At 42.7% G+C, this 25,403-nt stretch carries 22 protein-coding genes; 5 read left to right on the top strand and 17 right to left on the bottom strand.

The features are described from left to right. Positions 1–47: 47 nt before the first annotated feature. The 5 genes from truA to fabB form a co-directional block, all read right to left on the bottom strand. A complete protein-coding gene (truA, locus tag J1N51_RS14330) occupies positions 48–827 on the bottom strand; it encodes a tRNA pseudouridine(38-40) synthase TruA (protein WP_208831919.1) in 780 nt (259 codons plus the stop codon). An 87-nt stretch (positions 828–914) separates the two neighbouring features. Beyond that, positions 915–4,628 (bottom strand): FimV/HubP family polar landmark protein, encoded by a 3,714-nt coding sequence (locus J1N51_RS14325; protein ID WP_208831918.1) that lies wholly within the window; start codon positions 4,626–4,628, stop codon positions 915–917. 249 nt (positions 4,629–4,877) lie between these two features. Beyond that, positions 4,878–5,897, bottom strand: a complete 1,020-nt coding sequence (locus J1N51_RS14320) for an aspartate-semialdehyde dehydrogenase (protein ID WP_208831917.1) — start codon at positions 5,895–5,897, stop codon at positions 4,878–4,880. 31 nt (positions 5,898–5,928) lie between these two features. Next, entirely contained in the window at positions 5,929–7,122 is a 1,194-nt protein-coding gene (locus J1N51_RS14315) for a 4-phosphoerythronate dehydrogenase (protein WP_208831916.1), read from the bottom strand. A gap of 201 nt (positions 7,123–7,323) precedes the next feature. Next, positions 7,324–8,532, bottom strand: a complete 1,209-nt coding sequence (gene fabB / locus J1N51_RS14310) for a beta-ketoacyl-ACP synthase I (RefSeq protein WP_208831915.1) — start codon at positions 8,530–8,532, stop codon at positions 7,324–7,326. 180 nt (positions 8,533–8,712) lie between these two features. On the opposite strand from fabB, the gene mnmD reads away from it, so the two are divergent. Beyond that, positions 8,713–9,462 (top strand): tRNA (5-methylaminomethyl-2-thiouridine)(34)-methyltransferase MnmD, encoded by a 750-nt coding sequence (mnmD, locus tag J1N51_RS14305; protein WP_208831914.1) that lies wholly within the window; start codon positions 8,713–8,715, stop codon positions 9,460–9,462. Between the two features lie 8 nt (positions 9,463–9,470). After that, complete coding sequence (gene mnmC, locus J1N51_RS14300) at positions 9,471–10,850, top strand: FAD-dependent 5-carboxymethylaminomethyl-2-thiouridine(34) oxidoreductase MnmC (RefSeq protein ID WP_208831913.1); 1,380 nt, start codon at positions 9,471–9,473, stop codon at positions 10,848–10,850. Between the two features lie 14 nt (positions 10,851–10,864). Here the strand turns inward: mnmC and J1N51_RS14295 are convergent, their stop codons facing one another. After that, complete coding sequence (locus tag J1N51_RS14295; RefSeq protein ID WP_232842822.1) at positions 10,865–11,749, bottom strand: flagellar protein MotY; 885 nt, start codon at positions 11,747–11,749, stop codon at positions 10,865–10,867. A gap of 261 nt (positions 11,750–12,010) precedes the next feature. Here J1N51_RS14295 and rnt point away from each other — a divergent pair, with 261 nt between their 5' ends. Beyond that, positions 12,011–12,709 (top strand): ribonuclease T, encoded by a 699-nt coding sequence (rnt, locus tag J1N51_RS14290; RefSeq protein WP_232842821.1) that lies wholly within the window; start codon positions 12,011–12,013, stop codon positions 12,707–12,709. Between the two features lie 27 nt (positions 12,710–12,736). Here rnt and J1N51_RS14285 read toward each other — a convergent pair whose 3' ends face one another. From J1N51_RS14285 to J1N51_RS14275, 3 genes are all read right to left on the bottom strand, one after another. After that, positions 12,737–13,663: an HD domain-containing phosphohydrolase gene (locus J1N51_RS14285; RefSeq protein ID WP_208833456.1), complete on the bottom strand. Its 927-nt coding sequence runs from the start codon at positions 13,661–13,663 to the stop codon at positions 12,737–12,739. A gap of 65 nt (positions 13,664–13,728) precedes the next feature. Further along, on the bottom strand, positions 13,729–17,091 hold the full coding sequence (locus J1N51_RS14280; RefSeq protein ID WP_208831912.1) for an MHYT domain-containing protein: 3,363 nt from the start codon (positions 17,089–17,091) through the stop codon (positions 13,729–13,731). Between the two features lie 135 nt (positions 17,092–17,226). Next, positions 17,227–17,682 (bottom strand): DUF4124 domain-containing protein, encoded by a 456-nt coding sequence (locus J1N51_RS14275; RefSeq protein WP_208831911.1) that lies wholly within the window; start codon positions 17,680–17,682, stop codon positions 17,227–17,229. Positions 17,683–17,782: 100 nt separating this feature from the next. On the opposite strand from J1N51_RS14275, the gene pssA reads away from it, so the two are divergent. Both pssA and J1N51_RS14265 read left to right on the top strand, forming a co-directional pair. Further along, complete coding sequence (gene pssA, locus J1N51_RS14270) at positions 17,783–18,556, top strand: CDP-diacylglycerol--serine O-phosphatidyltransferase (protein ID WP_208833455.1); 774 nt, start codon at positions 17,783–17,785, stop codon at positions 18,554–18,556. A gap of 75 nt (positions 18,557–18,631) precedes the next feature. Further along, a complete protein-coding gene (locus tag J1N51_RS14265) occupies positions 18,632–19,408 on the top strand; it encodes a chemotaxis protein CheW (RefSeq protein ID WP_208831910.1) in 777 nt (258 codons plus the stop codon). On the opposite strand, the gene J1N51_RS14260 is transcribed toward J1N51_RS14265, so the two are convergent. The 8 genes from J1N51_RS14260 to nrdR all read right to left on the bottom strand — a co-directional run bounded on the left by J1N51_RS14260 (position 19,400) and on the right by nrdR (position 25,356). Continuing rightward, the gene (locus tag J1N51_RS14260) at positions 19,400–19,891 is read right to left on the bottom strand and encodes a phosphatidylglycerophosphatase A family protein (RefSeq protein ID WP_208831909.1); all 492 of its coding nucleotides are present in this window, start codon (positions 19,889–19,891) and stop codon (positions 19,400–19,402) included. The two genes, J1N51_RS14265 and J1N51_RS14260, sit on opposite strands and share 9 nt — an antisense overlap. Before the next feature lie 2 nt (positions 19,892–19,893). Then, on the bottom strand, positions 19,894–20,862 hold the full coding sequence (gene thiL, locus J1N51_RS14255) for a thiamine-phosphate kinase (RefSeq protein WP_208831908.1): 969 nt from the start codon (positions 20,860–20,862) through the stop codon (positions 19,894–19,896). Positions 20,863–20,889: 27 nt separating this feature from the next. Beyond that, complete coding sequence (nusB, locus tag J1N51_RS14250; RefSeq protein WP_208831907.1) at positions 20,890–21,309, bottom strand: transcription antitermination factor NusB; 420 nt, start codon at positions 21,307–21,309, stop codon at positions 20,890–20,892. A gap of 9 nt (positions 21,310–21,318) precedes the next feature. After that, positions 21,319–21,783 carry a 6,7-dimethyl-8-ribityllumazine synthase gene (gene ribH / locus J1N51_RS14245; protein ID WP_208831906.1) on the bottom strand — a complete coding sequence of 155 codons (465 nt, stop codon included), beginning with the start codon at positions 21,781–21,783 and terminating at the stop codon, positions 21,319–21,321. 88 nt (positions 21,784–21,871) lie between these two features. Next, positions 21,872–22,981 (bottom strand): bifunctional 3,4-dihydroxy-2-butanone-4-phosphate synthase/GTP cyclohydrolase II, encoded by a 1,110-nt coding sequence (gene ribBA, locus J1N51_RS14240; RefSeq protein WP_208831905.1) that lies wholly within the window; start codon positions 22,979–22,981, stop codon positions 21,872–21,874. 24 nt (positions 22,982–23,005) lie between these two features. Then, positions 23,006–23,656 (bottom strand): riboflavin synthase, encoded by a 651-nt coding sequence (locus tag J1N51_RS14235; RefSeq protein WP_208831904.1) that lies wholly within the window; start codon positions 23,654–23,656, stop codon positions 23,006–23,008. Positions 23,657–23,671: 15 nt separating this feature from the next. Continuing rightward, positions 23,672–24,835 (bottom strand): bifunctional diaminohydroxyphosphoribosylaminopyrimidine deaminase/5-amino-6-(5-phosphoribosylamino)uracil reductase RibD, encoded by a 1,164-nt coding sequence (ribD, locus tag J1N51_RS14230; protein ID WP_208831903.1) that lies wholly within the window; start codon positions 24,833–24,835, stop codon positions 23,672–23,674. A gap of 20 nt (positions 24,836–24,855) precedes the next feature. Beyond that, positions 24,856–25,356 (bottom strand): transcriptional regulator NrdR, encoded by a 501-nt coding sequence (gene nrdR, locus J1N51_RS14225; RefSeq protein WP_208831902.1) that lies wholly within the window; start codon positions 25,354–25,356, stop codon positions 24,856–24,858. Between the last annotated feature and the right edge of the window lie 47 nt (positions 25,357–25,403).

Genomic DNA, 25,403 nt, shown 5'->3' with positions numbered 1-25,403 from the left:
TTATTAGTCAGCTTTGTGTTCAAAATAACAGCAATATTTAAAAATCACTACAGAAATAGAGGACCCAATTTTGACTTTGGCAAGCCAAATTCTTCTGGGTAATCGACATCAATTAAATAGAGGCCATGTGGCTTGGCGGTTTCAGCCGCTTGAGTGCGATCTTTGAGGGCAAGAAGTTCGGCCATCCACTCGACGGGTTGTTCTCCTTTTCCTATCGCGATTAAACTCCCAGCGATGTTGCGAACCATATGGTGGACAAAAGCATTAGCTTTGATGTCGATGACAACAAAAGAACCTGTTCTAGTAACATTTACATGATGAACGAAGCGATTTGGTGAATTTGATTGGCATTGTGCTGCACGAAACGACGAAAAGTCATTTTCGCCCAATAGGCTTTGTGCGGCTTGATGCATTTTGTCAGCATCGAGTGGTGAGTGATAGTGACTTAAGCCATGGTTAAGAATACCAGGTCTTAGTCGTTCATTATAAATCACATAACGATAACGTCGTGCCGTCGCAGAAAACCGAGCGTGGAAATCATCGGGCACATGTTTGACCCAAGTGACTGCGATTGCATCTGGTAAGTTTGCATTGACGCCCATTGTCCAGCCCTTATCAGGACGAACAGCATCAGTATCAAAGTGAACAACTTGACCTGTGCCATGAACTCCGGCGTCAGTCCGACCTGCACAAAACACATCGACTGGGTGGTTAGCGATTTTGCTCAATGCTTTTTCTAAACATTCTTGAACGGTTTCTACTTCTCGTTGGCGCTGCCAACCAAAAAATTGAGCCCCGTCGTATTCTATTCCTAAAGCAATTCGCATAGTCGCTTAAACCCACCAAATATAATGCATAAATTAATTGGCGCATTATACATGGCTTTTAATGAGACTTCACAGTTGAAATCTCAGTTACTCGCCGTTTAGCTTCTCTAACATCGCCAAAGCTTCTGTTTTGGCTTCTTCATTATCGCTATCTATGATTTCTTGCAATATTAATTTAGCGTTTTCTTCATCTTCCATTTCGATGTAGGTATTGGCTAAATCTAGCTGATTAGCCATACCACCGGCTTCCTTATCTACGTCAACAGAACCTCGATCTTCAGACAACTCGTCAAAGTCATCAAGTCCCACATCAATATCCAAGTCATCCGGAATGTCGACTTCTTCACCATCATCAAGTTCGTCTATCAGGTTGTCGACGCTAACAAATTCTTTATCTAATTCAGCGAAGTCTTCGACTAGCATTTCATCATCGATACCTTCGATTAGGTCATCGTCTAAACTGTCACCGATATCATTACCTAAATCAGCACCTAAATCAGCGATGTCCATCTCGTCATCATCAGTATTCGTTGATGACGATTGAGCTGTCTCCATCGGCTCCGAGAGTTCAGCTAATAAGTCATCAAAATCTGCTTGTTCTAGCTCGTCGATTTCAAATGATTCGGTTGATTTGTCACTTTCAGATTCGAACTCTTCGTCATCTTCGAATAGATCGTCTTCGAATAGATCATCTTCGAGTTCATCCTCTTCTGATAAATCGTCTTCTGGTAAATCGCTTTCTAAATCTGAATCAGGCTCTACATTATCACCTAAATCATCAATAGAGTGCTCATTCGAATCTTGGGTAAGTTCTTGTCCAGGTTCTTGTGAAAACTCTTCAGATAACTCGTCATCTTGCAACAAGCTCTCAATGTCAGACTCATCAAAACTAGTGTTCAGCAACTCTTCATCTAAAAGTGGAGTATCTGGCTCTGCAGTCTCAGACAATAAGCTAGCAATGTCTTCTTCACCAAAGTCTTCTGGCTCTAACTCAACGCCATCACCAAGATCATCACCTAATTCATCAATATCAACGTTATCGCTCTCTTGAGTGTCTTCCTCTTCCGGCTCAGACACCACCTCTTCTTGATGCTCGATTTCTTCGTCAGCTAGCTCATCATCTAGACTTTCATGATCGTCTAAATCGTCTTCCATTTCTAAATCAGGGTATTCGTCAAGTTCAGTACTAGCCTCAACATCGCTTATCGGCTTGTCGTGTTCTTGTTCACCTGCAGAGAGGTCAATGTCGTGATGCTCAGACTCTTCGTGTAGCTCATCTTCTGAGTGGTCTTCTTCCATTTCAAAGAGGTCGACATCCACTAAGTCTTCAACATCATTGACTTGCTCACCAACTGGGGGATCTAGTAAATCAGATTCATCAATGTGTGGAGTCTCATCTTCCTCAAGTTCGGCTTGCTCGATACTCGGCTCATCTGAGTCTAATTGTTCTGAATCAGGGTCTTCTGCTTCTATTTCATCGGCAATAGACTCTTCAAGATCCGACGCATCTAATTCCGGCTCATCTAAATCTTGATCTGAGCTGTGATCCATTTCCGGTTTTTCAGGTTCAACTTCATTTTGTTCAGAATCTTCTGGTTCGTCGGCGTTAGGTGTTTCCTCTGAAAGATCTTGCTCTAGATCGTCTTCTTCTAGAGTATCCTCCTCTGGAGCTGCTTGCTCTTCCGAAGGCACTTCCTCCTCAGTTAATTCAGGTTCGTCTTGTTGCTCCGGCGTTTCGCCCTCTTCCTCTGCGGCTTCTTCAAGCGCTTGTTCTGTCTCTTCTTCTAAGAAATCGTCCCAAATTTCGGTAGCATCATTACTTACGCCTAAAGAACTAGTGTCAGCTTCTGAGGTATCCTCATTGGTGTTTTCTAGAATCGAGTCAATATCAAAGTCTTCTTCCTCGTAAGACTCTTCAATTAAATCTGGATCTGCTGTTTCAGCTTCCGAATCTTGTTCGGTATTTTCTACTGACTCAAGGTCTGGAGTTTCGTCTGCTTCGTCAAGTAAATCATCAATATCGTCCTGAACGTCTGCTGAAGCACTAGATTCTGCTGTCGGTTCAAGTTCAGCCTCGTCTAAATCTTCGTCCATAATTGCGGCTGAATCGTCTAGTTCTTCGTCGGTACCATCGATTAACGCGTCTATGTCAAAATCTTCGTCGTCAAAGTCTTCGTCATCCAGTCCCAGCTCGTCTTCAATATCGTCAACCCCAGTTTCCATATCTTCTTCTGGTGGTAAGGCAGGAGTTTCTTCTTCTGATTCCATGCCCACGTCCGCTGCAAGCTGCTCCACGTCATCCGATGGAGGAGTGAACTCATTCAATACGTCATCAACATCATCTGATGCGACATCGCTCGCTACTTCATCTAATAGGGCGTCAACGTCATCTTCACCGTCCGCCTCATCTTCAACCTCTAGCTCTATCTCTTCTGACAAGTCATCACCCACATCATCAAGCGGGTCGTCTAATGGTTCATCAAGATCACTATCGTCGCCGTCGAGTAACGCGTCAATGTCTTCTGCACTAACAATTTGGCCATCGTCGTCATCGGCCAGATCAATTTCTTCAACTTCGCTGCTGTCATCGAGTAACTGATCGTCTAAGCTGTCATCAAAGGCAGTGTCGTCTGATAACAACTCATCGTCGAGGCTATCATCTACATCAAGCTGAACGTCGTCATCCAATAAGTCGTCACCCATATCTAAGGCGTCTAACTCATCATCTAAAGAGTCATCTAAACTGCCAAGTTCATCGTCAAATGGGTCTAGAGCATCAAGACTATCATCGACATCAAGTGGATCATCAATACCTAAATCAGGAGCTGCTTCTAACGGCTGGTCCATCGCTGCAAACGAATCGGTCGACAATGGCTTTTGTGGTGCCATTGATGGATCAGTCAGCGGGTTAGGTTCTTCCTTGTTTTTATTCTTCAAGAAAACAGCTAGACCAACTAATGCGCCAATCGTCAACAATGATGAAATCAACACCATGCCTAGAGTTGAACTAAAAAATTCACCAATTTCGTCTAATGCAGATTTTTGTTCTGCCGCTGCTTGTTTAGCTTGTAGTTCAGCTTGTTGCTGAGCTAACAACTCCTCAACCTTAGATAGAATTTGTTGAGTCTCACCGCGTAATTGACTTTCATTACCAAGAGCTTGCTCGACGTTTGATAACTTTTCAGTCAGGGCTGATAACTTTTCTTGTAATAATTCGTTTTCTGATTTTAATGACTGGTTAACTTCTTTCGCGCTGTCCAGCTGCTCTTGAATCGTTTCAAAAGCTTCGAGTTGCTTTTTCTCTACCTGCTGGATTTTTTCTGAAATTTCTTTTTTGGCGGTATCGACATCAATGACTTTAGCCGCTTCAATCGGCGCTAAGGTTGAATCAATCTCAGCAACATCAAGTTCACCCCGCAGGCGTTTGGCCCATAGCTCATCATCGGCGTCGGCGCGTTCTTTCGCGTAAATTGGGTCGATTGCCATAACTTCTTTATGGCTAGGGATTTTTAGGATCACGCCATTGCGCAAACCATTTAAGTTGTCAAAATCAAACGCGTTTGGGTTCTTTTTCAGCGTGGCAACCATGACTTGGTAGACTGAAACATTATTTCGATGGCGAAACTTGTTACCGAGTTTCCACATGGTATCGCGGCTGGTAATAGGGCCGTAAGTTTCGCCAAGTTCACCATAGTCGACCCCTTTGGGGCCTTTTAGTTTATTGTCGGCAATAGCAATATGAGCGGTCGAGAATGACAGCAAAAGAAAAAACAAGGCAAATAATTTAAAGCTTGAACGCATCGATAAATTCCAAATTCGCAAAAAAATGCCGCGCGGCAAAGTCTGTTTTGGTGATAACAAATACTCTATCGGCCTAAAGTGCTGATTTCATTAGACTCAATATTTATTTTTGTACTGTCATTTAACCACTTTAAAAAAGTAAAGCAAAGCTTGTACCAGTTAATTGTGTCAACTTTATGCCAGTTAATTATAGCCAAACAAAAAAAAGCCCCGCAAAAAGCGAGGCTGTTATTTTTAACGCATCAGGGCTTACAGGTAATCTCGAACAAGTAGCTCTGCAATTTGCACGCTATTTGTCGCGGCACCCTTGCGTACATTGTCTGCAACAACCCACAAATTAATGCCATTTGGATGAGAAATATCTTCTCGAATACGACCAACATAAGTTTGGTCGTTGCCGCTAGCGTGGGTAACTTGAGTAGGATAGTCCTTGTCCTCAGCTAACATAGTAACACCAGGAGCATCAGCTAAAATATTTTTAATGTCTTCGGCGCTGACAGGCTGACGCAATTCAAGGTGAATTGCCTCTGCATGGCCATAGAATACAGGCACGCGTACCGCAGTTGGATTTACTCGAATACTCTCATCACCCATTATTTTGTGCGTTTCCCACACCATTTTCATTTCTTCTTTGGTGTAACCATTGTCTTGGAATACATCAATTTGAGGAATTACGTTAAACGCCATTTGAACTGGGAAGTTTTCTGTTTCTACAGGTCGGCCATTCATTAACTGCGCAGTTTGAGCAACTAATTCGTCGATTGCCTCTTTACCTGCACCACTGACTGATTGATAAGTTGAAACGTTAATTCGATCTATACCGTAAGCGTCATGAATCGGCTTTAACGCTACCAACATCTGAATGGTTGAACAATTTGGGTTGGCGATAATGTTGCGATTTCTAAAATCCACTAGCGCGCCAGGGTTCACCTCTGGAATAACGAGTGGAATTTCTGGTTCGTATCGATAGAACGATGTATTGTCGATAACTACCACACCTTCATCAGCTGCGATAGGCGCATATTTCTCAGAAACCGCTGAGCCTGCGCTAAACAAACCAATTTGAACCTGAGTCCAATCAAACGTATCAACGTCAATGACTTCAATCTCTTTGCCTTTAAAAGAAATCGTGGTGCCCGCCGAACGTTTACTAGCTAGAGGAAATAACTGCCCAACCGGAAAGTTTCTCTCTTCTAAAATTTCTATGATGTTTTGGCCTACAAGACCAGTTGCGCCAAGCACCGCAACATTGATTTTTTGTTCTGACATGATGTTCTACTAATTTCTCTGGTAAAGATCGTTAAACAATTGACTCGGTGTTAAAACCGAGCTGGGTTAATTTTTCCGATAGGTTCGGATTATCGCTTTTTACGGTCAGCGATGACCATTCACGTCTAACTGGATAATTTTTTCTGATCCAGTCAAAACCTTGGTTTGCCAAGTGACGATGGAAAAGCGCATCATCCCTTCTAACATCAAACACAAGGTGGATGAGTGTTTTTAGTAATGCTTGTGGCTCCAGTCTAATACTCTGTTCAGCCAATTGCTCTGAGTTACCAGCACTACCGCCATTACCACCAGAGCTTCTCAAACTCACTTCGGTTATATCCGCTTCAGGTAAAAAATGTTGAAGTTGATGACTGGCTTCGAACCCAAATTGTTCACACACGTGGCGATACAAAATTTCAGTGCCTTTGGCTTTTCCTTCTAGACTGTATCCGGCAATATGGGCACTACAAAGTGTACTATGAGGTATCAGCTCTACCATGGGCTCTGGCTCACCTTCCCATACGTCTAACGCTAACTTAATTGCAGGACGATTAGAAGTCTTTCGTTGCTCAATATGGGCCAAAAGTGCCTTATTATCGATAACTTCTCCTCTACTTGCGTTTATTAGGCACACATCGTCTTTTAACAAGGCTAAATTGTGTTCATTTAATAAATGAAAAGTAGGATGTTCGCCCTCTTTTGTGAGTGGCGTATGAAAGCTAATGATATCGCCTTCTTTTAATGCCTTTTCCAAAGATGTAAATTCGGGGCCTGACTTATACGGATCACAAAGTCGCAGTTCTATATTCAAAACATCTAGCTTTGCCTTAAGACGACTTCCGATATTGCCAACACCGATGATAGACACGACTTTGTCACTCAAGCTCAATTGGTGGGTTTCTGCTAATACCAGCATTACGTTGATGACAAACTCAGCCACAGAATTGGCATTACAACCAGGAGCAGAAGTAAAGTAGATACCCTTTTGGGCCAATAATTGTTTGTCTATGTGATCTTCGCCTATTGTTGCCGTACCGACAAACTTGAGACGATTTGCTTGAGTGAGAAGTTCAGCATTAACCTTAGTTATTGAGCGAACCAACAAAACATCAACATCGACTAACTGAGCTGGATTTAATCCTCTCCCGGCAAAACGTTCGACTTCACCTAAATCGCAAAAAAACGATTCGGCGTACGGAATATTTTCATCTATCAATATTTTCATTTGGCTTGTCACATACACTGAATTGATTGGAAAGCAATTGCTGACCAAGAGTTTAGCGTTAACACTCTGTTGTTACTGGAGTTAAGGCAATAAAAAACCCCGTTTAGTTTAACGCTAAACGGGGCCTATAAACATCCTAAAATTAAATATAGTCAATAACTATATGGAATAGCTTTTATCTAATTTTAGTTTAAAGGGCTGTTACAGTTTTTTGAACACTAATGTTGCATTAGTGCCACCAAAACCAAAGCTGTTCGACATAGCTAAATTGATGTCTGCTGGTTTAAACTCTTTAACAATGTTTAAACCTTCTGCTTGCTCATCTAAATTTTGGATGTTGATAGATGGTGCAACAAAGTTATTCTCCATCATCAATAAGCTATAAATTGCTTCGTGAACACCAGCCGCTCCAAGTGCATGACCTGTCATTGCCTTAGTCGCAGAAATCATTGGAGATTGACCTGCAAATACGTTTTGAATAGCGCCTAGCTCTTTGACGTCACCAACTGGTGTACTCGTACCATGAGTGTTGAGATAGTCAATTTGTCCTTCAACAGTTTCTAAAGCCATCTTCATGCAGCGCTCAGCACCTTCACCTGATGGTGCTACCATGTCAAAACCATCTGATGTCGCACCGTAACCGACGATTTCTGCATAAATCTTTGCACCACGAGCCTTTGCATGTTCGTATTCTTCGACAACGACCATACCGCCACCGCCAGAAATAACAAATCCATCACGATCAGCGTCATAGGTACGAGAAGCCAATTCAGGTGTTTCATTGTATTTAGTCGATAACGCGCCCATCGCATCAAACATACCTGCTAGAGTCCAATCAACTTCTTCACCACCACCAGCAAAAACGATATCTTGTTTACCAAGTTGGATTTGTTCTAAAGCGTGGCCTATACAGTGAGCTGAGGTTGCACAAGCACTACTGATTGAGTAGTTAACCCCTTTGATTTTGAATGGTGTCGCCAGTGTTGCAGAGCAAGTACTGCTCATAGTACGTGGAACCTGGTATGGACCTACGCGTTTTACGCCCTTTTCTCTCAAGGTGTCACAAGCAATAATTTGGTTTTTAGAAGAAGCGCCTCCTGAACCAGCAAGAAGACCTGTTCTTGGGTTTGAAACCTGCTCATCTGTTAAACCCGCATCGGCAATCGCTTCTTTCATCGCTATGTATGCATAAGCAGACGCTTCACCCATAAAGCGAATTGCTTTGCGGTCAATATGCTCAGAAATATCAATGTCAATGTTGCCCCAAACTTGAGAGCGCAAGTTGTACTCTTTAAACTGCTCAGATGCACTGATCCCAGACTTGCCCGCCTTCAGGCTTGCTAATACTTCATTTTTATCGTTACCGATACTCGATACGATACCTAAACCAGTAATAACCGCTCTTCTCATAAATATCCCAATAATTGAAGTTATGAATAAATTTTTGCCAGTATTCTACGTACTTTTCAAGCTTAACTGGTCTAATTTCAGCGAACAAGTGTTAGCCGAGTACAGTATAATGAATCTTTCGTGACGCTTGATGTTACTTTTTAATGCTATTACCCGTAAAATTAGAACATTAGACGACATTTGGAGCTACTCACATTGATTGAGCACGCTAAATTAAATTTTGATGAAAACGGTACACCGATTTCATCTGCCTTCGACGACATTTATTTTTCTAAACACGACGGTATTGCAGAAACTGAGTATGTATTTATCAAACATAACCAGCTTCAGGACCGTTGGCCAGTGATCTCAGACCAGTTTCATATTGGCGAAACAGGCTTTGGTACTGGCTTAAACTTTTTAGTCGCTTGGCAACTTCTCAATCAAGTTAATCAAACTCGAAATACGCCATTAAAGCTCAAGTTCACTAGTTTTGAAAAATACCCAGTTACCCAACAAGACTTAAAACAAGCCCTATCGGCCTGGCCGCAACTTAAAGAATTGGCGGACGCATTGATCCAAAGCTACCCAGTTGCGTTTACTGATGAACACGTGATTACGCTTCAAGACGGTTTGGTAGAATTAAACTTGATCATAGGTGATGTCAATCAACGCATTAAAGAATTACCAAGTTTGAGCGGTAATGACGGTATTCATGCGTGGTTTTTGGATGGTTTTGCGCCGAGTAAAAACCCAGACATGTGGACAGACAATTTGTATAAAAATATGGCTCGCTTATCTGCTCCAGGCGCTACCTTAGCAACCTTTACAGCTGCTGGAGCCGTCAGACGAGGATTGCAAGCAGTTGGATTTGAAGTCAAAAAAGTTAAAGGGTTTGGTCACAAGCGAGAGATGTTATCAGCCCAGTTAACAAACGAAACAATTGGATAGGAAAGCCCGTGCTTAACACCAAGACCCCAGAGCAGTTTTTTACATCTATCGAAGTAGATCATACACCGCGTCAAATAGCGATTATAGGTGCTGGCATATCTGGGCTCACATTAGCAAGTGAACTTATCCGTAAAGACCCTGATACCTTAGTCAGTATATATTGCGCAGACCATGACGTGGCACAGGCCGGTTCGAGTAACCAACAAGGTGCTATTTACCCCTTATTACAAGCCGAAAAAAGCGTCATAGCCCAATTTTACGCGCACGCTTACCAGTTTGCTTGTCAGTATTATCGCCGTGTACTACCGAGTCAGCAACAAGTGCCTCATCAATGGTGCGGCGTATTACAACAAGCAATAACTGCGGAATTAGACTCTAAGTTTGATACCGTAGCTGAATTATGGGCACCGTTAGTTCAACGCTGTACTAAAGAAGAATCTTCATCCCTTGCTGGACTGTCACTTCCCTATAGTAGTTTGTTTTATCCCGACGGTGGCTGGCTTAACCCTCAACAATATTGTTTTTGGCTTAAAAAAAATCTGCTTGCGTCAAAGCGAGTGCGCTTTTTCTTTGATAGTCCCGTTGTTTCTGTTCAACCCAAGCCAAGCTCTAACCTAAACCTATGGCATCCAGTTAGGATTGGTGCCGAGCCAACACGGATCAGTCAAGACTGTGAATCAGAGTCACCAAAACTATCAGAGCACCAAGAGCTATACCATCAGATTATTATTTGTGCTGGTGTCGACTCAATCGACTTTGACCTCTCTAATGACTTGCCAATTACGCCGGTGTTGGGCCAAGTGTCAAAATTAACGCATGATACTAGTGCCGCCGAGCTAAAGACCGTGTTATGTCACAAAGGTTATATGACTCCTGCAACCAGTCAGTATCAATCCTTTGGGGCGACATTTGAAAAAGGTCAAGCTACTGCTGAATGCAAAACACAATCAGATCAAAAAAACCTAGAACAAATTCAAAAGGCCTACCCCGATGAAACATGGTCTCAAGAGTTAAATAAAGCAAACATCATAGGTGCCAATGCAGCATTTAGAGCAACGACTGCAGATCATCTTCCGCTTGCGGGTGAAATTATAGACTGGTCTTGGATTAGTCATTATGTAGATAAAAACAATGGGCGATTTAAGCGTTCAGATAAAATCAAAGGTGAGTTGAATAACCTTTGGTCTGGTTTGTTTGTCATGAGTGGACTCGGGGCCCGCGGATTGACGTCTGCCCCTATAATTGCCGAGTTATTGAGTTCTATGTTGCTCAATCAAACGAGTGAGTTGGACCCTGACATATTTCAATGGGTGCAAAGCACTGTTGCGCCAGTGAGATATAAATTAAGAGAGTACAAACGAACCAAACGGGTTCCGCAAAGTTTATAACCCAAGTGTATAACCTAAGGTTTAACCATTTCGATAACGACTCGACGGTTTTCGGCCCGACCTAAAATAGTTTGGTTAGACGCTATATGACGTTTTTCACCAAAGCCTTCAACACTAATTTTATCGCCCGGGATACCAAATTGTTCGAATACGTCTTTAATTTCATTGGCTCTGCGTTGTGAAACTTTTAAGTTAGTGTAGCGGCCGCCCCAAGAGCTCGAATAAGCTTTAACACTTATCTTATCGATGTTTTTGTCGTGTTTGAGGTACTCTTCAATTTGCTGAAGTTTCTTTTTAGACGCCCGATCTAATTCCGTACTGTTTTTCTCGAAGTTTAATACGGTGTAAGACAGATCTTCAAAGCTGTATGGCAATAGCCCATCTACACAATTTAAAAAGTCGTAATACGCAGGTCTAAAATTTGTTGCGGCTAAGGCTACTTTGACTCGGTCGTTCTGATTATGCCAGTCAGCGTAATACAGCGTCGGAAAATAGCCTTTTTCTAATTCAGTAAGCATAATCCAAGCGGTTGTCTCATCGACGTCACCATTGAATTGCTTACGCCATTGCATTTCAGCTACTTTCATCGCACCTTGTCCAGGGCGCCAAGTAGGAGGTACTGACTCAATAAGTGCCAACGAATAATCAGCTGGCAAACGCATCACATCTAGCTCAAAAGACATATTATTAACTTTGCTTGCCGCACTGCTAAATATTGCCGTACCGTAATTTGGAATAGTATGAGTTAATTGACACTGTAAGCGTGATTCAGATGCAAGTTGCCAAACCGAGTTTTCGAGCGTTGCTACGTAGCTTCGGCGACTCGCATCTGTAGCCGAACTAAAAAACATCAACAATATCAATGTAGATATGACCAAAGATGCCATTTTCGAACTCATAAACTAACCCTAACTCTTAATCAACCTAACGAATAACCCAAATCAGCCAGAACACCCTTTTCAGTGTCGACATCTTGTCTGCTTAATTCATCTATTTCATTTGCTGAGGTTAAATAAGCAAATCTTGTACCAGTGCCCTATCATTTGATTACTTCTAATGAGTAGGCGATGAAATTTTCGGTTCAAAATCTATTGAAACACATGAAAGTTGAGCGCGACCATGTGATAATAACAACCCAATCGACATGAGGTAGTATAGCTGTGGCAGAACAAGAAAACGATTTAAAAAAATCTGAAAACATCAAAGATCCAAACCTATTGAGCAGTCGTTTTCGTGGTTTTTATCCCGTTGTTATTGATGTCGAAACCGCTGGGTTTAATGCTAAGACAGACGCCTTACTTGAAATTGCTGCCACTACCCTAAAAATGAATGAAGACGGTGTTTTAGAGCGTGATGAAACTTTCCACTTTCACGTTGAGCCGTTTGAAGGTGCTAATATCGAGCAAGCAGCTATTGAGTTTAACGGTATAGACCCGTTCAACCCTTTACGTGGTGCCGTGCCTGAATCCGATATGGTTAAAGAGATTTGTAAAGCCGTGCGCAAAGGCCAAAAAGCGGCGGGTTGCTCCCGTTCTGTCATTGTTGCTCATAATGCTGCCTTTGACCATGGCTTCTTCATGGCAGCCATAGAACGCGCCAAGTATAAGCGTGTTCCGTTTCATCCTTTCGTGACTTTTGATACGGCCTCATTCGCAGCATTAAGTTTGGGTCATACTGTGCTTGCAGAAGCATGTAGGCGCGCAGGATTGGGATTCGATAACAAAGAAGCTCACTCGGCCAAATACGACACCGAAAAAACCGCAGATCTATTTTGTTACATGGTAAATCGTTATAAAGCTTTGGGCGGTTGGCCTCTGCCTGAGCAAGAAGCAGAGCAGCAAGAGACAAAATCGTCGTAAGCTCAGTCTAAATGAGACAAACCAAGTTTATTCGTCTTTAAACTGAGCTTTAATTTGTAAAATTTGCTCCAATTCGAGCTCTAACAACTCGACTAATTTAGGCTCAAAGTGTTTGCCACTTTGGGCTTTCAAATATGCCAATGTGTCTTCGACGCTCCAAGCCTCTTTGTAAGGGCGTTTACTTGTCAAAGCATCGAATACATCCGCGAGTGCGGTAATTCTGCCCTCAATCGGAATCTCTTCCCCTTTAAGACCATTGGGGTAACCTGTGCCATCCCATTTTTCGTGGTGAGTAAGTGATACTGTCTTGGCAAGTTTAATCAATTCAGAGTCGTCATCGCCTAAAATTTCCGCACCGATTTGTGGGTGGGTTTTCATTATAGAGAACTCTTCTTCTGTCAACTTACCTGGCTTTAACATTATGCTATCGGGTATGCCTATTTTGCCTATGTCATGCATTGGCGCTGCGTGTAATAAATTATCGACGCGCTCTTCATCTAAGCCATAAGCTCTGGCTATTACTGCAGCAAAGTGACTCATGCGCATAACATGCATGCCAGTTTCATTATCTTTGTATTCAGCGGCTCGACCTAGGCGTTGTATGACTTGTAACCGAGTCGCTCTAAGTAACTCAGCTTGTACTAACGATAGGTGGTTTTTGACCCGTGCCCTAACTCTTGGTGGTGAAACTGGTTTGCTAATGTAGTCCACAGCTCCTAAATCAAACCCCGTAGCCTCGTCTGCATCATCATCAAGTGCCGTCACAAAAATCACAGGGATATGATTTGTCACTGGATTTGACTTAAGAGACTGACAGACTTCAAGCCCCGTCATACCCGGCATCATAATATCAAGTAGGATTAAATTAGGTTGACTTTGCTCCGCCAGTCGCAAAGCCTCTTCACCGCTTTTCGCAAATACTAAATGGTATTCGTCTTGCAAAATTTGTTTCATGACCCGCAGATTTGCAGGCTCATCATCGACAATTAATAAGCTAGGTTTAGATTCTAGATTCACTTTTACTCGCCCTTCATCGTCTGTAAGCTGGTTAAAATCCTTTCGATCAATGTGTTCGCTTGTTCAAACTCAAAGTCATCGATTGCGATTGTCACTTGGTTAATTTCGTCTTGATAAGGCCCCAACCCAAGTGACTCAAGCTTAGTTAAATTATGTTCGTCAAATTCATTGGCTTGTACGGCTATCTGAATCTCTTTTAGTATCGAAGCGAGTGCGTCTTGATCAAAGTCAGAAACTGGTTTTATTAAGTTATCAGAGGCACTCTTTTGATTCGAAAAGTACTGATGCAGTTGTACTACGTTTGTGGCTATTTGATTTGTCAGCTGTTGGCTGTTTTGCAACGATTGCCGCAATTCGATTTGATGTTCTAACTCTGCCAACAGCGCCGCCATTCTGGTCAAGGACAAATTCGCTGTTAACCCTTTAAGCTTGTGTAGCTCAGTGCTGACAGCCTCTATATTTTGTTGCTCGACTAACGCATACAGGTATTCGAAATCCTTGCTGTGTTGATCTAAAAATCGACTAAGTTGTTTTTCGTATTTATCAAAGCTTCCCCAAAGAGATAAGGCGGCATGAGTGTCTATGCCTAGATCTGTATACACTTTGGTATTCTCTAGTTGTTTTTTACTAAAGCCTTGCTCGACGTGTCCAGACGCCGTTTCAATGCCTGTGACTTTGGCAATTTCTCTCAACAGGGATTGGATTTCGATCGGTTTATTGGCAAATCCTTCCATCCCAGCTTTTTGTGCTGCTAGTCTATCGTCTTCTAGTACACTGGCCGTCAGCGCAATAATAGGAGTTCGCTTTAACTGATTGGCCCGCTCAAACGCTCGCCTCTGAGTCGCTGCTGTCAAACCATCCATCACCGGCATTTGCACATCCATTAATACGACGTCGATATCATCACACGTTTCCATCCTGATCAAAGCTTGTTGACCATCTCTTGCGATTATGACGTCGTGCCCCAATCGAGTTAACAACTCCTCTAAAAGTTCGACGTTTTGAGATATGTCATCAACGACCAAAATCTTAAATTTGGGAAGTTTAATTTTGTGCTGTACCTGTTTTTTTACTGACGTTGCTGGTTCTAATGGTAAAGTGAACTTAAATTCGCTGCCCTCTCCCTTTGTACTCGTCGCAGAGATAGAGCCACCCATCAACTCAACAAGCTGTTTACTTATAGTGGTTCCGAGTCCCGTTCCACCAAAACGTCGGCTCATAGATTCGTCGGCTTGAGTGAAGGCTTCAAATATGCGACTCAGTTGGTCTTCGCTCATGCCAATACCAGTGTCCTTTACGACAAACTCGATGTGTTCATTTGTCACTGGCTTTACAGAAACAACTACCTCTCCTTCTTGAGTAAACTTTATCGCATTATTGACTATGTTCGTTAATACCTGCCTGATTCTCTCTGGTGCGCCTTTATAAAATGGTAAAATCGCCGAGTCGATTTTTGTTTCTAGTTTCAGTCCTTTGTTTTTAGCTTGTATCCAAAGTGTCGAAATGACAGCATCGATTTCCTCAATCAATGAAAAGCTACGCTTTTCCAGCTCAAGTTTGCCCTTATCTAACTTAGCACTGTCGAGCACATCATTAAGAAGGTGCAAAAGAGACTTAGCAGAGTTATTAATTGTACTCAAGTGGCGCCTTTGATCTGGTTTTAACTGCTCTTCTAATAGAATCTCACTAAAACCAATAATGGCATTCATTGGTGTGCGGATCTCGTGGGACATATTGGCTAAAAATGTTGCTCTACTTGCGGCCGCTTGCTCTGCTTTATCCTTAGCAATTGTTAATTCATTGACCATCTGGTGACGCTCAGTAATATCCATAATAAAACCGTCTAGCCAAACCTCTTTGCTAACTGGGTCAATTATTCTGGTACCAAACTCGAGCATCCACCTGATTTCGCCGTCTTTTCGTTTAATTCTGTACTCGACATTAAATACGTCATTTTTACCCGACTCTAGAATAACCCTGGCTAAATCGTCTTGGTGAATAATATCGGCAAAACTAATTTTGTGATTAGGTAATAAAAAGTCCTCTTTAGAATAACCCGTGATCTTTTCAACTGCGTCATTAACAAACATCATTCCCCAGTCATTGTCGTCTTTACATCGATAAACAACACCAGGAATATTAGTGACGAGTGAGCGAAGTCTTGCCTCGTTGTCACGCAATGCTTTTTCCATCTTGAGGCGATCGCGAATATCTGACATAAATGCAACAAAAAAGTCAGAATCACTGTGGCTAACGTGACCCAATGCCAACCGGATCTCAACTAAACTTCCGTCCTTATGTACCGCTTGTACTTCTTGACTTCGTCCTACTAAACTAGTGTCATCGCCCTGTAAATAGCGCTGTAAAAGACCTTTTTGATCAGACCTCAAGTGCTCAGGGATTAACACGTTTACATTTTGATTGACCAAGTCCTCAATAGACCAACCAAGCAGTTTTTCTGTTGCTTTGTTGGCGCTTGTTATTGCACCGTTTTTATCGATAACAATAATAGAATCAATCGCGGTTTCCATCGTTGCACTGAGTCGCTGTTCACTAGCAATTGCTCTATTGGAGATATCTCTGTATCTCAAAATTAGATTTAAACCCAGCACCAAACTGATGATAACAAGAGTAATTACGGTGACGCCAAAGGCAAGGTACATAGATGTTTCAGGAGGTTGATCACTGAATTCAAAACCAGGAGGTCTTACAAATCTCGCGGCCGCCATTCCCGTGTAATGCATACCAGCAATGGCACAGCCCATAACCAAAGCTGACGCCATATTTAATTGGAGTTCAGAAAAGCTACGCGAAAAGGCTTTTGTCAGGCCAAATCGAATCCATAAGGATAATATTGCTAAGCTCACCGCGACTATAATAGATAAGGCAAATATCGCTAAGTCATAACGCAATAATGGAGCCATCTCCATCGCTGCCATACCGCTATAATGCATTGTGCCTATACCAGCACCAACTAAAACACCTGCAGTGACTAATGGAATAGCACCTTTGGGTTTAGTGACGATGTGGTTTAATGCGACCCAAGAAGCTGCAATTCCGGGAATGAGAGACGCAGAAGTAAGTACCCACCCGTAATCGACTTGAGTACACAACTCAAAGGCCAACATACCAATAAAGTGCATACTCCATATGCCGCCACCAAGGGCAATGCTACCCACTAGTAACATGAGTTTACGACGGTTAGTACTTAGTACATCTGCCGCCTGAACCGCAACTTGGAGGCCCATAAAAGAGGAAAATATTGCAATGAACACAGATATTGTGATCATGCTTATGCTATAGAAGCCTTGAATGAGAATACTGTCTGAGGGAATAGAAAACAGAGAAACTACATAGTCTATCATCGCTTTACAAAACTTCCTTGAATTACAAAGCACGATCTTATCGAGCTTGGATACTGACCACAACAACAAATGCCGTGGCAAGCCCGTCATTGGGCGAATTCAGCTTATAGTTACCTGAGTAAGAGAAAAATGTTTTTACTCAGGTTTTTTACAAAAGAGCTCAATTTGTCTGTTGGCTAAGGTTTTTTGTTGGGCCACGTCTTCCTTGGTCAATACTTTTGGATTCCCATTGTCATCTAAAACTCGTACATTTTTAAATGAGTCTAAAACCTTTAAATTATGTTGGGCTTTTTGGCAATATTGAGTCGCTTGGCTGTTTAATTCTTGGATAGGGTTGTTGCCAACTCCGTTAACATTGATACCCAAATTTTCGGACTGTCCAGCTTCATCGCCTTGCTTGTGGGTTGTTGTTCGGACTCGGTCACCTTCTACTTCTAGTTCAACATAATCCATGTTTTTAGGGCGATATTCACTAAAAGTGACCACTCCCTTTTCATCTATCCATCTATATACTTTGATTTTTTCGACCTTCGCCAATGCAGCGCTTGAAGCCATCAAACAAATCAATGTAAAAGTAGTGAGAACCCTCATCCGGTTGCCTTTTTGTATCGCTATTTTTTTGTGTTATTGTCCTTTTATATCCTTATTTGGCTAGAAAATAAAAGAAAATTTTATGTCTGATGAAAATTCGTTGCCGAAAAAGCAACAAGAAAAGTTTTATTTATTACCTAACTTATTAACAACAGCGGGACTTTTTTCGGGGTTTTACGCCATCATAGCAGCGACCAATGGCAAGTTCGAAGCTGCCGCGATTGCCATTTTCATCGCAATGATTTTTGATGGCCTTGACGGCCGAGTGGCCCGTTTGACCAATACTCAGAGTGCATTCGGAGCTGAATATGACAGTATGGCTGACATCGTCTCTTTTGGTATTGCACCGGCTCTACTAGCGTACAACTATGGGTTACAAGAGTTGGGTAAATTAGGATGGCTATCTGCGTTTATTTACGTCGCATGTGCAGCACTTCGCCTTGCTCGATTCAATACACAAACTGGTGATGGTCCCAAAAATTACTTCCAAGGTCTTGCCTCACCTGCAGCGGCTGCCATTATCGCCAGTGGAATTTGGGTACTTGTAGAGTTCGATTTGTCAGGCGGGATGATTAATTACGCTTTATCTGTAATAACTGTTTTGATGGGTTTATTCATGGTCAGTAACTTTAGATACAGTGCGTTTAAACAGATTGATTGGAAAAACACAAATACGTTCTTAAGTCTATTACTACTAGTATTGGCTTTTGTCCTTGTTGCAGCTCGCCCCGCAGAAGTGCTGTTTATTGTATTTGCGATCTATGGCTTAAGTGGCCCTGTACTTGGGTTTAAAACAATGAAGCTTGAAAACATAATCGACAATAACAAAGACGCTGATTTTGATGATACAGACGATACAAAACCAAAAGATTAGCTAGTCACTCTTCCTTGTTGAATTCTAATGCTCGACTAAACTCTAAAGTATCGTTGCAAAAGAGGGTTGTCTTTAATGGATTTAGTTAATTTTCAAGTAGGTGCAAAAACAATTTCGTTGCCTATTTTAGATATATTATTAACAGAGCAATACAACAACGACCTAACTGAGGTTCCTAACAACAACCCGAACTTTATTGGTGTTCGGGAGTTTATGGGAACCCCCGTACCTATTTTTGACCTAGGATTAATCCTCAACCGCCACTCCACTAATAGTCAAAATAAAGAAGTCATCAAACAATTAAAAAACCTAAAACAACAAAGTAAGATATGGCTGAGTTCACTTAGTTCTGAATTACAAGGAAAGGACGCAACGCAGGAGCACCAGCATATAGAGTTTAGTAAATGGCTGAATGAATTTGAGTGTGACGATGAAGACTTAAGCACCTTACTTTTGCGCGTCAAAGAGACTTTAACTGCTACCTATGAAGAATTCAGCGAACTTGATGATGCAAAATGGCCATCCAAAAAAGCAACAGCTGCTAGCCGGTTAGAGCGACTGTTCGATTCTGCCATTGAGCAAGTTGAAATAGGTTACAAACCCATCATAGTCTTCACGACTATTGACGGTCGTGAACCTCACATAGGTCTTTTAGTTGATAAAGTAAAAGATAGCATTCACGTCGAAGAGGAAGATATAAAATCTCTAGATGCCGTCACGGCGACTGGATTCGAACTTGACCCGGAAACCAGCAGAATGATGAAAGGGTTAATTCAGCTCGACAAAAAACACAGCTTGATCATTGAAACCAAGCGGCTCTTTAGCCAAGAACAGCAGGCTGCCTTAGCTTAAAAACGGCATTATCGCCCATAAGCAAACACCTGCTGCTAAACCCGCAGCAATATCGTCTACCATGATCCCTAGCCCACCGTGGACGTGCTTGTCTAAATAGCTAATAGGCCAAGGCTTAATAATGTCAAAAAAGCGAAACAGAACAAAACCAAGTCCAACTGCCGTCCAACTAAATGGAACAAAGCACAGGGTAATAAACATACCAGCAAATTCGTCCCAAACAATCGCTTTGTGATCGTGAACGCCTATGTCCGATGCTGCCTTACCACAAATGTAAGGCCCTACAATACACGTTAATAAAGTGAAGACGATAAAAACGTACAGTGGGCTAAAGACAAAAGCTAAATACAGTGGAATAGCGGCTACCGTACCGAACGTTCCCGGTGCAACGGGTGCAAGACCACTACCGAATCCGGTAGCTAACAAGTGAACGGGATCACATAAGTTAAATCGACTGACAGGAACAGCTTGTTGGTTCGACATAATTATTCCGAAAAGTGCTGGAAGCCTTTGTTATTGGACAGAACATAAGGTTTGCCCTTGCGACGTAACGAAACGCCTGAGTCGCCACCTTTGATTTGGCCAATACAGGTGTAGTTAATGCCCATCGCTGTTGCGTTGAGCTCTAGATACCCCTTTTGCTCCTCAGGTACAGTAAAGAGTAATTCATAGTCTTCACCGCCCATCAGTGCAAGCTCTAGTGCACGCTCTTCACCGACTGCTTCGACGACAACCGGTGATACAGGGACTTTGTCTACGTCGATTTCTGCAGAAACGCCAGAGGCTTTTAAAATGTGCCCCAAATCCTGTACAAGTCCGTCACTCACATCCAGCGCCGACGTCGCCGCATGACGTAGTACATGACCGGCGGCAATTCTGGCTGCTGGATAGTCAAAGCGTTGCTGAACCTTTTTTAGCGCGTCTTCAGAAATTGATTCTTTGCCTAATTTAGCCTCAACGGCCAATGCTGAATCACCTAACTGACCTGTGACAAATAACCAGTCACCTGCTTTAGCACCGCTTCGCAATAGTGCTTTGCCTTCTGCGACAAAGCCCTTCAAGCTAACGCTAACCGCGAGAGGACCTTGTGTTGTATCACCGCCAATGATTTGAACATTGTAATACTCAGCAATTTCAAACAAGCCTTCAGTAAATTCTTTGACCCACTCTTCATCAACTGAAGGTAGCGTTAATGCAATAGAAGCCCAGGCAGGCTCTGCACCCATTGCAGCAAAGTCACTGAGGTTTACCGCCATACATCGATGACCAATAGACCTTGGGCAGGCATCTTTAAAAAAGTGAGTGTTTTCGACCATGGTGTCAGTCGCAACGACTAGCAGCATATCTTGCGGCATTTTTGTCAATGCTGCGTCGTCTCCGACGCCAAGCACAACATCCTTTCGTTGCGGACCACGGCCACTAAAATAAGTTTGAATAAGCTCAAACTCTTTCATAACCAATTCCTTGAAATACTACTTAGGTTATTGAAGTGGAATACGAAGATCTTTACATGCGCGATCTAGAACACCGTTAACAAAGCGGTGGCTATCATCTGCACCGAATTTTTTTGCTAACTCAATGCCTTCGTTGATTGCGACTTTATAAGGGACGTCCAATCTAAACTTTAATTCATACGCTGATAAACGCATGATGGCTTTTTCAATTTGATCCACTTCTTCATACGGGCGTTCCGTGTAAGGCATTAACGCTGTATCTAACTCTTTGTAGTGAGCTGCTACACCACGGATTGCTTCTTTGAAAAACTCTACGTCAATCTTGTTAACATCATTGTCCAACAAGAACTGCTGTTCAATGTCACTAACGTGGTTTTGACTTATTTGCCAAGAGTAAATGGCTTGCACGGCTAAACCACGTGCTTTTCTTCTCGCTGCAGGTTTCATGATTAAGCCTTAAATCTGATCCAGTACGTTAACCATTTCTAGTGCGCCAAGTGCTGCTTCGCCGCCCTTGTTGCCAGCTTTAGTACCAGAACGCTCAATCGCTTGTTCGATACTGTCGGTTGTAATAACACCAAAAGATACTGGAATATCTGTCTCTAAAGAAACCGCAGCAAGGCCCTTGTTACATTCACCAGCAACAAAGTCAAAGTGAGGTGTTCCACCACGGATTACCGCGCCAATAGCAATAATGGCGTCAACGTCACCACGCTTTGCAATTTTCTTAGCTGCTAGTGGCAGCTCATACGCACCTGGCACATAAACAATGGTGATATCGTCAGAGTTAACTTCACCGTGACGCTCAAGCGCATCTACCGCGCCTTCTAGTAGGCTATCTACAACAAAGTGATTAAAACGAGACACAACTATTGCGAATTTTTTTCCTGTCGCACGAAAATTGCCTTCGATGACGTTCATTCGTAAACCTTATTTCTATTCTTTAAAAAATTGTGCGCGATAATACCACAACATTCGAAATGGTGTTAGCAGATCGCGCGATCTTCAATTACTCGCTGACGTACTCGACAACTTCTAAGCCAAAGCCAGAAAGTGCGTGGTACTTTTTAGGCGAGCTTAGTAGACGCATTTTGTGAACGCCTAATTGAGCTAAAATTTGTGAGCCAACCCCAACGTTACGAGACGTACCAGACCACTTAGCCGGTGGTAGGTTATCGCCTGTATCTTCTGCCTCAAAGCGTTTAACCAGAGTCTCTAGATCATGAGTTGATTCTTGTTTACCTAATAACACAAACACACCGCCTTCATTGGCAATTTTTTCAAGTGCATCATCGATCGCAAAACTGCGACTTACAGAGCGGTCTGATAATAATAGGTCACTAAACGTATTTTGCAGATGAACACGAACCAAAGGCGCTTCTTGCTCTTTAATGTCACCTTTCACCATCGCAAAATGTAATTGTTGATCAATCGTGTCTTTGAACGTAACTAAGTCAAACTCGCCATATTTAGTAGGGATTTTACACTTAGCAATGCGCTCGACTGTTGTTTCATTAAGATTGCGGTATTCAATTAAATCGGCAATGGTGCCAATTTTTAGTCCGTGCTTTTCGGCAAACACTTCTAGGTCTGGGCGACGAGCCATTGTGCCATCTTCATTCAAAATCTCTACGATTACACCTGCATCGGTGCGACCTGCTAATCGAGCAAGATCAACCGCCGCTTCTGTATGACCAGCGCGGGTTAGTACCCCACCTTGCTTAGCGATTAGAGGAAAAATATGACCAGGCTGAACAATATCCGCAGGCTTAGCATTTGGCGCAACTGCAGCTTGAATCGTACGCGCGCGATCTGCTGCGCTGATACCTGTTGTAACACCTTCTGCCGCCTCAATAGACACGGTAAAGTTGGTTGCAAACTGGGCGTTGTTGTTATCAACCATCAAACCCAAGTTTAATGAGCGAGCTCGCTCTTCCGTCATAGGTAAACAAACCAATCCACGAGCATGCGTAACCATGAAATTAATGTGCTCAGGCGTAAGCATATCTGCCGCCATGATCAAATCACCTTCATTTTCACGATCTTCATCATCCATAAGAATGACCATCTTACCGTGACGAATATCTTCAATAATTTCTTCTGGTGTGTTTAATTTCATACAAATACCAATCTTTTGGGTGGGTTATTTTTTAAGGTAGCCAGAGCGAGCCAACAGGGACATATCGACACCCGATGAGCCACTGTTCTGGCTGACAAAATTTTCTACGTATCGGGCTATTATATCAACTTCAAGGTTTACTGCATCACCAGTGCGAACTTTAGCAAGGGTCGTTTGTGCAAAAGTATGAGGGACAATCGTCAACTTTATTTGACCGTCCGTCACATCATTTACGGTAAGACTAATGCCATCGACAGTAACAGAACCTTTTTTGACAAAATATTTTTGAAGCTCAGCGGGGACACTGATCCATACATCTTTAGCACGACCATTGTCATATACACTTTGTACGTGACTGACCGCATCTACGTGGCCACTGACCATATGGCCGCCAAACCGAGTAGTTGGCAGCATAGCTTTTTCTAAATTGACCGTCTGTCCTGCCGCGTAATGCTTAAAGCCGGTATTGTTTATCGTTTCTAACGAAACATCAGCCTTGAAGCTCTGTTCTGTAAAGGACACAACCGTCAAACAAACGCCGTTGGTAGCGATACTGTCACCTAGATGAACATCTGAAAAGTCGAGTTCGGTCGAGGTCACTTCAACCTGATAATCATCCCCTAGACGAGTGATATTTGATAAGTGACCGGTTGCTTCAATAATGCCAGTAAACACGTTGGGTTCTCTTTTTTAATCGTTTTTGTTTGAAAGTGTATAAGTCAAACGAATATCTTCGCCGACTTGTCTCATATCTTTTGTCGTTAAAGACACGGTTTGGTTCATCTCGCTAAAAGGGCCAAGGGGTATAACATCAAAACCACCCTGCCCCATAATTTTAGGTGCGATATACACAATTAGCTCGTCTGCTATTTTTTCGTGTATAAAAGAAGCCGCTAAACGTCCACCAGCCTCAACCCAAACTGTATTAAACTGCAGCTGTGTGCAGACGGACATGACATCATTCAAATCGAATCCTGATGTTGGGTCATATTCCAGTTTTTCAACGGTTACTTGATCAAAACCCTTTTCTGAAAACGCTTGTTCAGAATATTCGCTATTTTTATTTTGAATTAAAATTACATGGGCGCCGGTATTAAACAGTTTTAGAGAAGTCGCCACTTCTGGTTTTAGACGCGCCCTACCATCAAGAACTACGACGTGAGGTTGGCGAATGTTGGTATTGGTTTCGTCTAGTGGATAATTAAAATTTAACTGTTCCTGCCTGACATTCATACTTGCGTCGTCTTGCAACACCGTTGATGCACTGGTTAAAATCGCCGAAGCCTTAGCTCGGTATGTTTGTACATCGGCCCTCGCGGCAGGGCCTGTTATCCACTTACTTTCACCATTGTGAAGCGCAGTTTTACCATCTAAAGAAGCCGCTAGTTTGATTTGGACAAATGGCCTTTGGCGCTCCATTATCGAGAAAAATCCTGGGTTTAGAGCGCGACACTCGGCTTCTAAAACCCCAACTTCGACTTCAATACCAGCCTCTTCAAGAATTTTTATTCCATTACCACTGACCTGCGGATTGGTATCTAACATACCAACGACCACTCGACTGACGCCTGCTTCCACTAAACGCAGGGCGCAAGGAGGTGTTCTGCCATAATGACTACATGGTTCTAGCGTGACATATGCGGTGGCACCAGAGGACGCTGCCTTTGTTAAGTTAGCCAAAGCATTAACTTCTGCGTGTCCAGTTCCTGCTTTCTTGTGCCAGCCTTTACCAATGATTTGTTGGTTTTTAACAATGACGCACCCGACATTGGGGTTGGGGGTCGTAGTATATTGGCCGCGCTTGGCAAGTTGCACGGCTTCGGCCATATAGGCTAAATCGGTTGATGTGATCATAACAACGCTTTTGACGTGGGTTATTCGAATAACTTCGATTGGCGGCTTTTGATTTCTTGTTTGCTTTCGGCTTGTTGGCCAATTTTGGCAATTTCTTCACCAAACTCTCGGATATCCTCGAAAGAGCGATATACGGACGCAAATCTAACATAGGCCACTTTGTCTAAAAGTACCAAGCCATCCATTATTAAATTACCGATAAACTCAGAGGTAATTTCGCGCTCACCGGTATTACGAATTTCTTTTTTAATGGTGAGAATAAGTTGATCAACCTGCTCTGTACTGACAGGTCGTTTCTCTATAGCTCTTAGGATACCGGCCGACATTTTGTCTTCGTTAAAAGGCTCTCGTTTTTTGTCCCTTTTAACGACTTTGGGCATAACCAATTCAGCGCCTTCAAATGTGGTAAAACGTTCGTTGCACAGGTTGCACTCTCGTCGACGGCGCACTTGAGAACCGCCTCCGACTAGTCGAGAGTCGATGACTTTAGTTTCTGTCGCTGAACAAAATGGACAATGCATATCGATTTCCTGTACTTACAAAAAAGCCGTGTATTAACACGGCTCTT

The organism is Psychrosphaera ytuae (genome assembly GCF_017638545.1).
Lineage (GTDB): Bacteria > Pseudomonadota > Gammaproteobacteria > Enterobacterales > Alteromonadaceae > Psychrosphaera > Psychrosphaera ytuae.
This window is presented reverse-complemented; position numbering and strand designations above follow the sequence as displayed.

Excerpts from the sequence above, each read along its gene's own strand:
- truA (WP_208831919.1), bottom strand. The coding sequence starts at position 827 with ATGCGAATTGCTTTAGGAATAGAATACGACGGGGCTCAATTTTTTGGT.
- J1N51_RS14325 (WP_208831918.1), bottom strand. The coding sequence starts at position 4,628 with ATGCGTTCAAGCTTTAAATTATTTGCCTTGTTTTTTCTTTTGCTGTCA.
- J1N51_RS14320 (WP_208831917.1), bottom strand. The coding sequence starts at position 5,897 with ATGTCAGAACAAAAAATCAATGTTGCGGTGCTTGGCGCAACTGGTCTT.
- J1N51_RS14315 (WP_208831916.1), bottom strand. The coding sequence starts at position 7,122 with ATGAAAATATTGATAGATGAAAATATTCCGTACGCCGAATCGTTTTTT.
- fabB (WP_208831915.1), bottom strand. The coding sequence starts at position 8,532 with ATGAGAAGAGCGGTTATTACTGGTTTAGGTATCGTATCGAGTATCGGT.
- J1N51_RS14295 (WP_232842822.1), bottom strand. The coding sequence starts at position 11,749 with ATGAGTTCGAAAATGGCATCTTTGGTCATATCTACATTGATATTGTTG.
- J1N51_RS14285 (WP_208833456.1), bottom strand. The coding sequence starts at position 13,663 with ATGAAACAAATTTTGCAAGACGAATACCATTTAGTATTTGCGAAAAGC.
- J1N51_RS14280 (WP_208831912.1), bottom strand. The coding sequence starts at position 17,091 with ATGATAGACTATGTAGTTTCTCTGTTTTCTATTCCCTCAGACAGTATT.
- J1N51_RS14275 (WP_208831911.1), bottom strand. The coding sequence starts at position 17,682 with ATGAGGGTTCTCACTACTTTTACATTGATTTGTTTGATGGCTTCAAGC.
- J1N51_RS14265 (WP_208831910.1), top strand. The coding sequence starts at position 18,632 with ATGGATTTAGTTAATTTTCAAGTAGGTGCAAAAACAATTTCGTTGCCT.
- J1N51_RS14260 (WP_208831909.1), bottom strand. The coding sequence starts at position 19,891 with ATGTCGAACCAACAAGCTGTTCCTGTCAGTCGATTTAACTTATGTGAT.
- thiL (WP_208831908.1), bottom strand. The coding sequence starts at position 20,862 with ATGAAAGAGTTTGAGCTTATTCAAACTTATTTTAGTGGCCGTGGTCCG.
- nusB (WP_208831907.1), bottom strand. The coding sequence starts at position 21,309 with ATGAAACCTGCAGCGAGAAGAAAAGCACGTGGTTTAGCCGTGCAAGCC.
- ribH (WP_208831906.1), bottom strand. The coding sequence starts at position 21,783 with ATGAACGTCATCGAAGGCAATTTTCGTGCGACAGGAAAAAAATTCGCA.
- ribBA (WP_208831905.1), bottom strand. The coding sequence starts at position 22,981 with ATGAAATTAAACACACCAGAAGAAATTATTGAAGATATTCGTCACGGT.
- ribD (WP_208831903.1), bottom strand. The coding sequence starts at position 24,835 with ATGATCACATCAACCGATTTAGCCTATATGGCCGAAGCCGTGCAACTT.
- nrdR (WP_208831902.1), bottom strand. The coding sequence starts at position 25,356 with ATGCATTGTCCATTTTGTTCAGCGACAGAAACTAAAGTCATCGACTCT.